Raw genomic sequence first — 12,223 nt, forward strand, 5'->3', positions numbered from 1 at the left:
CCATATGCGGTTTTAGCGCCTATCATCATGATAGGCGTTTTTTTTTGCTACAATATGTTAAAACCCCGTATCAAATCTGCGGAGTCATCCGTTTATTAAAGTAAGAGGCCTCTTTAAGGAGTGTGAATTCATTCATGAATGAGTTAAATCAAAAAGCGCTGATGAAGTACTGTATGAAAATCACCGGCGACAAATGGGATGCCGAAGATTTGGTTCAGGATACATTCCTGAAATTAATGGAAATCAATCAAACAGACGCCTCACATGCTTATCAAAAAACGGTGGCGAAGCATAAATGGATCGACAGGCTCAGAAAAAGAAAGCGGGAGTGCTTTCTCTCGCCTGAGCATCCGTTATCCGAGCCGACAGAAACGATCAAAGCGGCCGATGAGTTCGCGCATTTGCTGAAAAAGCTTTCAGATGTCCTGACTCCGAAGCAGTTAACCATTTTTTTGCTCAAGGATGTCTTTTCCTTTCAGCTGCACGAAATTGCCGAAGCGCTTAATAAACCCGAATCGTCCGTCAAATCGCTTTTATTCAGGTCACGCCAGCGGCTGAAAGGCCTTTCTAAAGATGAAATTCAAAGGGAGGCGGCAGAAGAGGATCACGAATACGGCAGGCTGCTCGTTCAGGCGGTTTTGTTCCACAACCCCGATTTTCTGCTTGAATATGCGAAAAAGACTTGGCTTTCCGGGGCTTCAGAGCCGTCTTGCCAAAGCATGCTGAGGTGTGCTGCCTAGGAGGTAAAGGCAATGAACACCATTCCTTATGTTATTGAAAAAACAGCGGCGGGAGAAAGGTCATACGATATTTTTTCAAGGCTTCTCAAGGATCGCATCATTATGATCGGCTCGGAATTTTCGGATGACCTGGCCAATCGCGTCACCGCCCAGCTGCTGTTTTTGTCAGCGGAGGATGATGAAAAGGATATTTCGATTTACATCAACAGCCCGGGAGGCTCAACATCGGCCGGCTATGCAATATTGGACACGATGGAATATGTGAAGCCGGACATCCGCACCATTTGTGTGGGAATGGCGGCTTCCATGGGAGCGATCCTCTTGGCGGGCGGAACGAAAGGGAAAAGGTATGCCCTTAAAAACAGCGAAATCATGATCCATCAGCCGCTCGGCGGTGTTAAAGGGCAGGCGACCGACATGGAGATTTCGGCAAGGCGGATCATCAAGCTGAAGGAAAAAATACAGCTGTTTTTCCATGAGCGGACGGGTCAGCCTATTGAAAAGTTAAAAGCCGACATGGAACGCGACTATTTTATGGATGCGGATGAAGCGAAGGCATACGGCATCATTGATGACATCCTGTAACACAAGCAAAGCTCCCGGGTCATGTCTCGCCCGGGAGCTTTGCTTTATAAAGCGTCAGGACCTTCTTCGCCTGTACGGATGTTGATGGTGTTTTTGATTTCGTATATGAAGATTTTGCCGTCTCCGGGCTCTCCGGTTTTCAGGACGTTTTGCGCCGTCTCGGCCACTTTTTCGACGGGCACCTTGCTGACGACGATTTCGACTTTTAACCTTTCATATACATTGCTTTCGCGTTTGACGCCGCGGTATAGCTCTGTATGTCCTTTTTGCAGACCGCAGCCGTGGACATTATAAAACGTAATTGAAGTGACTCCGATTTTGGCCAGCTCCGTTTTCAGCTTTTCAAAGTTTGTAGGACGAGTTACAATTTCCACTTTGTACATTTGACCGCTCATACCATCACTCCTTGACAAATTAATCTTGATACGCTTTTTCGCCGTGCATCGTCAGATCAAGGCCGAGCGTCTCCTCATCCTCTGAGGCACGGAGTGTAAAGATGATACCGACTACCTTAATAATAGCGTAAGTCACGATTGCGACAAACAAATATGTTGCACCAATGGCAATCAGTTGTTTCCACAGCAGGCTGACATTTCCGTAGAAAAGTCCGTCGGCTCCCGCCGGATTGACTGAAGTTGTGGCAAACAGGCCTGTCGCAATCCCGCCCCAGGTTCCGCCGATGCCATGAAGCCCGAAGGCGTCAAGTGCGTCATCATAACCAAATTTTTCTTTTAGGAAAAACACACCCCAAAAACAGACGGCTCCGCCGATCAAGCCGATGCAGACGGATGAAAAAGGCGTGACAAACCCTGCACCCGGCGTAATCGCCACAAGTCCGGCGATCGCTCCCGAAACGGCTCCGAGCATTGTCGGTTTTTTATTGATCAGCCATTCCGCCAAAACCCAGCCGATCAAGCCCGCGGCCGCCGCTGTATTGGTGTTGATAAAAGCCGTCATGGCGACCTCATCAATCGTCAATGCGCTTCCGACGTTAAAACCGAACCATCCAAACCAGATCAGCGCAGCGCCCAGCAATGTCAAAAGCAGGTTATGAGGCGCGGTGTCGCTGATATTTTTTCGTTTGCCAAGCGCGATCGCGACGATCAGGCCGGCGACACCTGATGTGATATGAACGACGTTTCCTCCGGCGAAGTCGATCGCTCCGAGCTCGGCAAGCCAGCCGCCGCCCCATACCCAATGGGCGACAGGAGAGTAGACGAACACGACCCACAGCACGGAAAAAAGGATGAAGGCCGGAAAGCGCATCCGTTCAGCGAAGCTTCCGGAAATAATCGCCGTCGTCAGAACGGCAAACGTCAACTGGAACATCATATAGAGCGTATGCGGGATCGTTTCCGAGTAATCTGGATTCGGATCAAATCCGACTCCGTGTAAACCGATCCATTCCAAGCCGCCGATCAAAGGGTTTCCCGGAGCAAAAGCGAGAGAATATCCGAATAGAATCCATATCAGTGAGACGATGGCAATCGATGATAAGCTGTGCATGACAGTGCTCAGCACATTTTTGCTTCTGACCAGGCCTCCGTAAAATAAAGCGATGCCCGGCGTCATCAGCCACACGAGCAGCGCGCAAAAGAACATAAATACTGTATCCCCCATCTGCATGTATCATTCCTCCGTAGTAGTTCAAATTCTTTTATTCTTTCATTATAGTGACTAAAGAAAGATAACATGATGACTATGTTAGATTTCCTCACATGGTTTTTAGGGAGAAAAGCAGATAGGGCGGGGGCGAATAAAATGAATCGCCGGATTCATGCCGCTTTTGTCACTTCAATCCACACGATCCGACGGCCGTCCATTTCTTTCACTTTAAAAAGGTACCCTTCACTTTCGATTTCGGTTCCGGGCCTGCTTTCGATGTTTTGTGTGAGAAACCAGCCGCCGATTGTATCGATTTCATCATCAGTTAAATGAATCCCAAGCAGATCGTTTACATCCTTGACCAGTACCTTGGCGCTCATGATGTAATAATCTTCTTTGAGTTTGCGAATATCGGATACTTCCTCTGTATCAAATTCATCACGAATATCACCGACAATTTCCTCCACAATATCCTCGATGGTCACCAGGCCTGATGTTCCGCCGTATTCATCCAAAAGAACCGCCATGTGGATTTGTTCTTTCTGCATTTTAACGAACAGCTTGTACACCGGAACAGTTTCAATGGCGTAGATGACGGAATGGATATAAGGTTTTAGCTGCTCGGCTTCCATAGTGAACTCGCCTGCAAGCTCCGCCAGAAGCAGTTCTTTTATATTGATCATTCCGACAATGTGGTCTTTGTCCTTTTGCATGATGGGGAAACGGGTATGCTTGGTTTGTTTGATCAGCCGTTTCACGTTTTGTATCCCGTCTTCCAGGGATAAGACGTTCATTTCATTTCTCGGCACCATGATTTCCTTAGCCATTCGCTCATCAAATTTGAAAATATTGTTCACATATCTCCATTCATTTTGGTTGATCTCTCCGCTTTGATAACTCTCTGACAGGAGTGTTCTCAGTTCTTCCTCCGTGTAGGCCAGCTCATGTTCTCCGGCCGGCTTCACTCCGATAATGCCGGTGATCATGCGGGCCGAATGATTGAGCAGCCATATAAACGGAAACATGATTCGATAAAACCAAGTCATTGGTTTAGAAAACAGAAGTGTCACGATCTCGGCTTTTTGAATGGCAACGGTTTTAGGCACCAGTTCTCCAATGACGACGTTCAAGTAAGTGACGGATAAAAAAGCGAAAAGAAATGAAAAAATATGCGTCGCCGGCTCATTCAAACCGAGTGCAGTCAAAAGGGGATGCAATAAGCTTTGCATCGTCGGCTCACCAAGCCAGCCGAGACCGAGCGCCGTCACTGTGATGCCGAGCTGACAGGCTGACAAATATTCATCAAGGTGTGAGGTGACTTCTTTGGCAGCAAGCGCGCCCCTTTTTTTCTGGATGACCAATTGGTCGATCTTTGTTCGTCTGACCTTAACGATGGCAAATTCAACCGCCACGAAAAATCCCGTCAAAGCAATTAAAACGGCTACAGCGATCAGCTTCAAAACTTCCAATGCCAGGCCTTCTGAAAAAAAGAAGGCGCACACCTCCTTTTCTATGAAAACATCATACTCGCTACATTCCACCTCCTCACACATGGCAAACATGTTTATTTGTGCAAAAGGCGGGCAAAGACATATAAAGCAAATGGGCTGGATTTAAGAGGAGGGGATCAGAAGATGAGAGTATTTCAGGGAGATGGCTGGACATGGTATCAGCTTGGCCCTCACGAAAAGGCAGAGGCACAAGGGCTGATTCGATCCGATCACTGGCCGGGATGCCGGAAATGGTTTCAAGGCGTTCCTTCAACCAATATCAATTGCTTGGATCTCAATGTTGCCGCCAAAGACAGGGAAGCCCTTTACGGTTCTTATATTTATGATCAGGAACCAGAAGAGGAGCAGGACCGCTCAGCTTTTCATTTTTATTTAACAAAAAACTATTTTTTCACGATGAATTTAGATTTCTCCGTTTTCGCAGAGGTCAGCCTCCAGCGGTTGCATGAACAATTGATGAGATGTCATGATGCAGCAGAAGCGTTTTTAGTGTTACTGGGGGAATTAATGAGAGTGTATTTGCATGAGCTTGAGCACTTTGAAGTGCAGCTTGAAAAATTAAGATGGGGATTTCACCATGATAATAACAAAAGCATCATTGAACTCATTCATCAGCGGCGCCATGAGCTGTTGATCATGAGAAGCTTGATTTTATCTATGAAAAAAATCGGAATGGGCATCAAAGAAGCATTTTTATCAAAGGATTTCGCTGCCATTGAACAACGCCGCACCTTTTGCAGGATCGACAGAGGCATTGATTTGATCAAAGAATATGCAAATGAAATCAATTATTTGCTTCATTCCGAAGAAGTGGTGACTTCCCATCGTGGGAATGAGATCTTTAAAGCTCTGACAATCTTTACGACGATCTTTACACCGATGACGGCATTCGGCGCTCTTTGGGGGATGAACTTTGAAGTCATGCCTGAACTATCATTAAAATACGGCTACTTGTTTTCGCTGATTCTGATTTTTTTATCGACCGTTCTTGTCTATTTATATTTGAAAAAGAAGGGCTGGACAGGTGATTTATTAAAAGACAAAAAAAGAAAGGACGGCTTTTAATATGTTTAATCTCCGTTTTTAGCGGATAAGCACATACTAAACCGCTGATAAAGGAGGAAGCCGAAATGAAACTGAAGGATATCATGACAACCGCTGTCGCATGCTGTGAACCATCTGCATCCGTAACAGAAATCGCAGGCAAAATGCGTGATCAAGAGGTTGGTTCAATCCCTGTTTGCGAAAATGAAACATTGTTGGGGATCGTTTCAGACCGTGATATTGTGATCAGATGTGTAGCAGAAAACGCCATCGATGCATCGGCCGAAGATGTGATGAGCACTGAAATGGTCACAGGCCATTCTGACATGTCGGCTGAGGAAGCCAGTGATCTGATGGCAAAACACCAAATTCGCAGACTGCCCATTGTTGAAGAGGGACGCTTGGAAGGGATTGTCGCGTTGGGCGATCTTTCCGTAACAAATGCTGCGGATGAGAAAGCCGGGAAGGCATTAAGCGACATTTCAAAGCCCGCTTAAGCCGTAAGGAAGCAGTCTAGGAAGGCCGAGCATCGGAGAAAACTTTCACAGGATGTGATGACGGCGGCGTTCAGGCAGGACGCCTGCGCAATTAGCCGCCGAACCTCGTTATCATCCGTGAGCACCGACTTAGCAGGTCTGACAATGAATGCGAGGGTTTGTCGATACGCTGAAGGAAGAGTATTTTACTCTTCCTTTTGTAATAAATGCAAGATCGGCATTCATCTGGAGGTTTTTTGTTAGTCATGAATCAATAAATAATTTGCCTGTCTTCTGCGTTATTTTTTATGTAGAATTTAGTGTTTCTTTTAACCCCTCTTGATATGGAGTAGCTGGTATTTCACTATTCGGCTTTCTTTTCAATCCCATCACTAAACCCCTTGAAGCGCCCAAAATAAGACGTGCTGCTTTTTAGCGTAATGAAGGAGCGGGGCGGTATGAGGCAATACGAGATCGCTCGCTGCTGCCGCTGTATTTTGGTGAAATTCTGCTTCGGCCTCTTGAAGCGTCCATTGTGAATGGTGGATGTCTTCATAGTAGATCCGGCGATTGTGTGCAGTGTACAGCCGGTATCTTTCCGTCAGCCAGTATTCGAGCGTTCCTTTTTGGGCGCTGAAGGGATCTGACAGCGGACCATAGCTGGTGTGAAAGACAGCTTTTGCATCAGACCTTCTGCTGAAGAATCGAATCCGGCTGTCTTCTTTGTTAAAGGCAATGTCTGCGTGAAAATACGGCAAATGGAAATAATGCCTCGCGCTCAAGGCGGCTAAACGTGATCCGGCATCAAGACTGAAAAAATAAACACCTGGTACACCTTGATATGTGACATATGTTCGGATATTCACCTCAGGAAATCTGCTGATGACAGGAATGGGCGGCAAAAAGCGGGCCCGCAGATCTGTCAGCAGAAAAGGCAAAATGCCGATCCAAGCCTTTCCGTTCAACGTCTCCAGCTCCAAGTCTGCCGGTATTTTCCCGCGAATGGCTGCAGGTTCGACAGGCCAATGAGCGAACAATACATCGTTCCACGTCTGTGCCATTATCCAGGGGCCTTTCGGGAGCGGAAAGGGCCGATGTGAAGTAGTTGTGATCGTCATCTAAAAAACGCTCCTTTTTCTTTTATTATGCTTAAAACATCCATCTGCAACACATTCACGGCATATTGTAACGTTTGATGATCAGCCTCTCCGGTTAAATCAAAAACAGCCGCATAAATAAGGGGAGTGATTCATTTGTTCAAACATACGAAGGTTCTGCAATACCCGGCTAAGCCTGAAAGGCCGGACCCTGTCTTCGCAAAGAAAATGCAGGAGATTCTCGGCGGCCAATACGGCGAAATTTCCGTTGCGATGCAGTATTTGTTCCAGGGCTGGAATACGAGGGGAAATGAAAAATACAAAGACTTAATCATGGATACCGCTGCTGAAGAAATCGGGCATGTCGAAATGATTGCGACGATGATTGCACACCTGCTTGAAGATGCCCCCGTTTATGAACAGGAGGAAGCGGCCGAAGATCCTGTGATCGGTTCAATCATGAGCGGCATGAACCCGCATCATGCGATCGTTTCGGGCCTCGGGGCCATGCCGGAAAACAGCACGGGCGTTCCATGGAATGCAGGGTATATTGTGGCGAGCGGCAATCTTCTTGCCGACCTCCGTGCAAATGTCAATGCAGAATCACAAGGCCGCCTGCAGGTCGCCAGGCTCTATGAGATGACGGATGACAAGGGTGTAAAAGATATGCTCGGCTTTCTTTTGGCAAGAGATACAATGCACCAAAATCAATGGCTGGCTGCGATCAAGGAATTGGAAGAAAAAGAAGGTGTCATTGTGCCGGGCACGGTTCCAACAAAATATGAGAAGGAAGAATTTGCACACACTTTATACAATTTTTCAGATGGAGAAAAAAGCGCACAGTTTGATTGGCTGAAAGAGGATGCACCGGACGGGAAGAAGTTTCAATATGAGAGCGCTCCGGTCGCTTACGGAGATCAACCGGACCTGAAGCCTGCTCCAAAACAAAGCCACAATACGCCTGACTATGGAGAATAAAAGAGCCGAGGGCTCTTTTTTTATTTTTTAAAATGACAAAACACTTCGTAAATATTAAAATAAATGACAGGTTTGCAGATTTTTTTATTGTCAGGTAAGCTTACTATAAAAACAAAAGTAAGGAGTTATCAAATGAGTAAAGTACTTATTTTCGGGCACAAAAATCCGGATACGGATACGATTTGTTCAGCGATTGCATACGCGGAATTGAAAAAAGAGCTCGGCTTGGACGCAGAACCTGTCCGCCTGGGCGAAATCAACGGTGAAACCGAATATGCGCTTGAGAAATTCAATGCGGAAGTTCCCCGCCTTGTCGAAACTGTTGCAAATGAAACAGACAGTGTCATTTTGGTTGACCATAACGAACGCCAGCAGAGCGCAGATGACCTCGATAAGGTTCGCGTGCTTGAAGTCATTGACCATCACCGGATTGCCAATTTTGAAACAAGCGATCCGTTATATTATCGTGCAGAGCCTGTTGGATGTACGGCGACGATCTTGAAAAAGCTGTACAAAGAAAACGGTGTGGAGATCAAAAAGGATATTGCCGGCCTCATGCTGTCAGCGATCATTTCAGACTCCCTCTTATTTAAATCTCCGACTTGCACAGATGAAGATGTCCAAGCGGCAAAAGAACTGGCTGAAATCGCCGGCGTTGATGCTGAAAGCTATGGACTGGACATGCTGAAAGCGGGCGCCGATCTGAGCGCCAAAACGATTCCTCAGCTTCTGTCGCTTGATGCGAAGGAATTTACGATGGGAAGCCATAAAGTGGAGATTGCCCAAGTCAATACAGTCGACACAAACGATGTCCTTTCCCGTAAAGAGGAAGTGGATGCAGAGCTTTCAAAAGTGGTTGCGGAAAAAGGGCTGGATTTATTTGTATTCGTCGTCACAGACATTTTGACAAACGACTCTGTCGTCGTCGCTTCAGGACAAGCTGCACAAGCAGTGGAAAAAGCGTTTAATGTCACATTGACAGACAACACAGCGACGCTGAAAGGCGTTGTATCCCGTAAAAAACAAATTGTTCCGCCGCTTACCGATGCATTGAAATAATGAAAAAAGCCCTGGCAGCCGGATCCGCAATCCGCTGCCAGGGCTTTTTGTTGTCGCACACTATCTGAAGATCGCTTTTCTTAATTGCTGCACGATCGTATTGTAGAAGGAAATGATCCAATGGAAAAGCGGATTTAAATGTTTGGAAAATTTGAGTACAATCAGTGAGACGAATATAGCTACCAATATGCTTCCTAAAACATCAAGCGGATAATGGTGCCCCACCCAGATGCGGGAGAAGCCCGTCAATAAACCAAAAGCGATCATCAAGCTCCCGATTTTACGGTGAATGAGCCAGAATGCGATCGAAATCGCCAATGCTCCCGTCGTATGGTCACTCGGGAAGGACGCATCAGCAGCGTGGTGGATCAATACGTTGACATGGTGAGCGGCGAAAGGTCGCGGCTCAAAATATATCAAGGTGATCAGGTAATTGGCTGCCAAGCCCAAAATGCCTGTAAATCCCGCCTGAAGAACGCTTTTTTTATAAGCGTGGCCTCCGAAAAGCCAAATCGCCAACAGCGCCAGCGCGTACAGGTAAATCGCTTTTTCCGTAATGAAAATCATCAGATTGTCGAGAATATTGCTGTGGTGTGATAGATTATGGATTGCGTTGAATAATTCGTAGTTCACAAAATCACCTTTTTAATATTTTAGAATTCTATTTTTGTCAGACAGTAAGGGGACGAGATGACGTCTAAAAAGGTTTCATTTTCAATAAAGACTCTTTAAAAGATTTTTGTTGATATTGGATACCTGACCAAACGGAAGGTATCGTTGAAATAGCCGAGACCTATTTCTTCTATCCTTAAAAAGGACAACGCGTCATTACTAAGCATGGCAACCCTACCATGCAACCGTACTTTGAGAGGAGAATGATGTGATGGTTGAACTAAAATATTTTGAGTATTCCGATTTCAGTCAACTGATGAAATGGATTGATTCACCGGAATTTTTACTTCAATGGGGAGGACCGGCGTTTGATTATCCCTTGAATGATGCTCAACTAGGAAAATATATCGAAAATGCAAACAGTGATCACTCAGAAACATTAGCTTATAAAGTAATTGATGGTGACACCGGTGATGTGATTGGGCATATCTCTTTAGGGAAAATTGACCGAAAAAACAAATCTGCAAGGGTGGGAAAAGTATTAGTCGGTGATCAAAATGCAAGAGGCAAAGGAATAGGTCAGCAAATGATCAAGAAAATCCTTCGTATTGCATTTGATGAACTTCATTTACACAGAGTCAGTCTAGGGGTATTTGACTTCAATGTTTCAGCTATCGCCTGTTACGAAAAAGCGGGATTTATGAAAGAGGGTTTGCTAAGAGATTCAGCAAAAAATGGTGATGAATACTGGAGTGCTTGGGAAATGAGCATTTTAAAACATGAGTGGTTGAAAAAGAAAAATGAATAGGACAACAAATGTAAGAGCCGGGCTTATATGCCCGGCTAAATAATCAAGAATCAATCCGCAATGGATACATTTCTTTTTTCCTTTAGTAACGCAGGCTTTCGGCTCCAAGTATAGAGGAACAGGTTGACGAGCACGAAAACCCCCGAGAATAAATAGATGCTTGAAAATTCGGTTTGTGTAACAACAAGGCCGAACACGAAGGAGCCGACTGCGATCCCTGAATCGAAAAGGGTGAAGTATGTGGCCGTCGCATAGCCGCTTCTATGCTTCGGAGAAGCCTGGATGGCAAGCGTCTGCAGGCAGGGGGTGATGGAACCATAGCCCATGCCGATAACAGCACCGGAAACCAAAAGCATCGCACTGCTGTTTGTAAAAGCCAGCAGGCAAAGCCCGATGCTGAACATGATGATGGACGGGTAAATGACGACCCCGGGGCCGACCTTGTCATACAATTTTCCGGTGAAGGGACGCGTCGCCATCATGGCCACGGCAAATACGATAAAGAAATAGCTGCTCGCTTCAATCAGCCCGAGGGATTTTGCATAAACAGAGATAAACGAGATCACGCTCGAATAGCAAAAAGAGACGAACAACCCGACCGTAGCGATCCGCAGTGCGCCTTTTTCAAACATATTGGAAAAAGACAATTTGAAAACGGCGGAGGTTCTGTCATTTCCTTTAGGAATCCGGATGAGCGCGGTACAGACGATTCCGATGGTGACGATGATTGAAAACAAAGCAAACAGTGCAGTGAAGCTTATCTTATCAAGCAGGTTCAGGGCGATAAACGGACCGATGACGACCGCCATGTTCATGGACATCGCAAAGTAGCCGAGCCCTTCCCCGCGGCGCGCCGCCGGAATCAAATCCGCCGCGATTGCACTCGTGACCGTGGTGATGATGCTGAACCAGATCCCCTGGAAAAAACGGAGTCCCAGCAATACGTAAATATCTTGAATGACGATGTAGAGGAAAGAAGAGAGCGTGAATAATATCACGCTGACAAGCGCCATTCTTTTTTTCCCGAACCGCTCGATCACCGCGCCCGAAAACGGCCTGGCAAAAATCGCTGACAGCATAAATCCGCTGATCAAGAGGCCTCCTTCCGACTCGCTGCCGCCGAGCTCCTGCATTGCATAGACGGGCAGCACTGTCATGAGTGCATAAAAATAGACAAATATAAATAAATTGATCAGGACAACCATGATGAAATCTCTCGTCCAAATCGCTTCAGTTTGTTTCACAGGCTACATCTCCTTCTTGTTTCCATCTATAAATCGCTTTAATAAACGCTGGAATGTTTCTTTATCTTGATCATCAAATACGGACAGCATATCCTCTTCGAAATCCTTCATTTTCGCTTGTATGCCATCGTATTGAATGATGGCTTCTTCCGTCATTTTGACGACTTTTTCCCTTTTATCCTCGCCCTGTAGTCTTTGCACCCAGCCGTTTTGCTCAAGGCGTTTGACGGTCCTGGTCACAGTCGGCGCCTCTACATGCAGATACGTCCATATGTCTTTTTGCGTCATCGGGCCGAAGGTATGAAGGCAATACAGTATTGACCATTGAGCGCCATAGAGGCCGCATGATTCAAGCTGTTCATTCGTTTTTTTGGAAATCATCCGTGCGCTTTGATTTAACTGGTGAATGATCATTCGATTGATATGCTCCATACGACGAATACCTCCGAAAATATTTACCTAGG

Annotated in this window: 14 protein-coding genes; 7 read left to right on the forward strand and 7 right to left on the reverse strand. The window is 46.1% G+C overall.

Annotation, left to right across the window (positions count from 1 at the left end):
* Positions 1–134: 134 nt before the first annotated feature.
* Complete coding sequence (locus tag M654_RS02885; RefSeq protein WP_026589048.1) at positions 135–740, forward strand: RNA polymerase sigma factor; 606 nt, start codon at positions 135–137, stop codon at positions 738–740.
* A gap of 12 nt (positions 741–752) precedes the next feature.
* A complete protein-coding gene (locus M654_RS02890) occupies positions 753–1,325 on the forward strand; it encodes an ATP-dependent Clp protease proteolytic subunit (protein ID WP_026589047.1) in 573 nt (190 codons plus the stop codon).
* A 44-nt stretch (positions 1,326–1,369) separates the two neighbouring features.
* On the opposite strand, the gene M654_RS02895 is transcribed toward M654_RS02890, so the two are convergent.
* From M654_RS02895 to M654_RS02905, 3 genes are all read right to left on the reverse strand, one after another.
* Complete coding sequence (locus M654_RS02895; RefSeq protein WP_003185936.1) at positions 1,370–1,720, reverse strand: P-II family nitrogen regulator; 351 nt, start codon at positions 1,718–1,720, stop codon at positions 1,370–1,372.
* Between the two features lie 19 nt (positions 1,721–1,739).
* A complete protein-coding gene (locus M654_RS02900) occupies positions 1,740–2,951 on the reverse strand; it encodes an ammonium transporter (RefSeq protein WP_026589046.1) in 1,212 nt (403 codons plus the stop codon).
* A 149-nt stretch (positions 2,952–3,100) separates the two neighbouring features.
* Complete coding sequence (locus M654_RS02905; protein ID WP_026589045.1) at positions 3,101–4,399, reverse strand: hemolysin family protein; 1,299 nt, start codon at positions 4,397–4,399, stop codon at positions 3,101–3,103.
* A 165-nt stretch (positions 4,400–4,564) separates the two neighbouring features.
* Between M654_RS02905 and M654_RS02910 the strand changes: the two genes are divergently transcribed.
* Positions 4,565–5,506 (forward strand): magnesium transporter CorA family protein, encoded by a 942-nt coding sequence (locus tag M654_RS02910; protein WP_026589044.1) that lies wholly within the window; start codon positions 4,565–4,567, stop codon positions 5,504–5,506.
* A gap of 65 nt (positions 5,507–5,571) precedes the next feature.
* Complete coding sequence (locus M654_RS02915) at positions 5,572–5,982, forward strand: CBS domain-containing protein (RefSeq protein ID WP_026589043.1); 411 nt, start codon at positions 5,572–5,574, stop codon at positions 5,980–5,982.
* Between the two features lie 371 nt (positions 5,983–6,353).
* Here the strand turns inward: M654_RS02915 and M654_RS02920 are convergent, their stop codons facing one another.
* Positions 6,354–7,079, reverse strand: coding sequence for a YqjF family protein (locus M654_RS02920; protein WP_035428533.1), 726 nt, complete (start codon positions 7,077–7,079; stop codon positions 6,354–6,356).
* A 135-nt stretch (positions 7,080–7,214) separates the two neighbouring features.
* Here M654_RS02920 and M654_RS02925 point away from each other — a divergent pair, with 135 nt between their 5' ends.
* A complete protein-coding gene (locus tag M654_RS02925; RefSeq protein WP_026589041.1) occupies positions 7,215–8,036 on the forward strand; it encodes a manganese catalase in 822 nt (273 codons plus the stop codon).
* A gap of 132 nt (positions 8,037–8,168) precedes the next feature.
* Positions 8,169–9,095, forward strand: coding sequence for a manganese-dependent inorganic pyrophosphatase (locus M654_RS02930; RefSeq protein WP_026589040.1), 927 nt, complete (start codon positions 8,169–8,171; stop codon positions 9,093–9,095).
* A gap of 60 nt (positions 9,096–9,155) precedes the next feature.
* Here M654_RS02930 and M654_RS02935 read toward each other — a convergent pair whose 3' ends face one another.
* Entirely contained in the window at positions 9,156–9,728 is a 573-nt protein-coding gene (locus M654_RS02935) for an undecaprenyl-diphosphatase (protein ID WP_026589039.1), read from the reverse strand.
* Positions 9,729–9,978: 250 nt separating this feature from the next.
* Between M654_RS02935 and M654_RS02940 the strand changes: the two genes are divergently transcribed.
* Positions 9,979–10,515 carry a GNAT family N-acetyltransferase gene (locus M654_RS02940; RefSeq protein ID WP_026589038.1) on the forward strand — a complete coding sequence of 179 codons (537 nt, stop codon included), beginning with the start codon at positions 9,979–9,981 and terminating at the stop codon, positions 10,513–10,515.
* A gap of 50 nt (positions 10,516–10,565) precedes the next feature.
* On the opposite strand, the gene M654_RS02945 is transcribed toward M654_RS02940, so the two are convergent.
* On the reverse strand, positions 10,566–11,759 hold the full coding sequence (locus M654_RS02945) for an MFS transporter (RefSeq protein WP_026589037.1): 1,194 nt from the start codon (positions 11,757–11,759) through the stop codon (positions 10,566–10,568).
* Between the two features lie 3 nt (positions 11,760–11,762).
* Entirely contained in the window at positions 11,763–12,191 is a 429-nt protein-coding gene (locus tag M654_RS02950; protein ID WP_026589036.1) for a MarR family winged helix-turn-helix transcriptional regulator, read from the reverse strand.
* Positions 12,192–12,223 lie beyond the last annotated feature (32 nt).

Origin of the sequence: Bacillus sp. NSP9.1, from assembly GCF_000465465.2 — a bacterium.
GTDB classification, from domain to species: Bacteria; Bacillota; Bacilli; order Bacillales; family Bacillaceae; genus Bacillus; species Bacillus sonorensis_A.

Excerpts from the sequence above, each read along its gene's own strand:
- M654_RS02915 (WP_026589043.1), top strand. The coding sequence starts at position 5,572 with ATGAAACTGAAGGATATCATGACAACCGCTGTCGCATGCTGTGAACCA.
- M654_RS02950 (WP_026589036.1), bottom strand. The coding sequence starts at position 12,191 with ATGGAGCATATCAATCGAATGATCATTCACCAGTTAAATCAAAGCGCA.
- M654_RS02895 (WP_003185936.1), bottom strand. The coding sequence starts at position 1,720 with ATGAGCGGTCAAATGTACAAAGTGGAAATTGTAACTCGTCCTACAAAC.
- M654_RS02940 (WP_026589038.1), top strand. The coding sequence starts at position 9,979 with ATGGTTGAACTAAAATATTTTGAGTATTCCGATTTCAGTCAACTGATG.
- M654_RS02910 (WP_026589044.1), top strand. The coding sequence starts at position 4,565 with ATGAGAGTATTTCAGGGAGATGGCTGGACATGGTATCAGCTTGGCCCT.
- M654_RS02900 (WP_026589046.1), bottom strand. The coding sequence starts at position 2,951 with ATGCAGATGGGGGATACAGTATTTATGTTCTTTTGCGCGCTGCTCGTG.
- M654_RS02885 (WP_026589048.1), top strand. The coding sequence starts at position 135 with ATGAATGAGTTAAATCAAAAAGCGCTGATGAAGTACTGTATGAAAATC.
- M654_RS02920 (WP_035428533.1), bottom strand. The coding sequence starts at position 7,079 with ATGACGATCACAACTACTTCACATCGGCCCTTTCCGCTCCCGAAAGGC.
- M654_RS02930 (WP_026589040.1), top strand. The coding sequence starts at position 8,169 with ATGAGTAAAGTACTTATTTTCGGGCACAAAAATCCGGATACGGATACG.
- M654_RS02890 (WP_026589047.1), top strand. The coding sequence starts at position 753 with ATGAACACCATTCCTTATGTTATTGAAAAAACAGCGGCGGGAGAAAGG.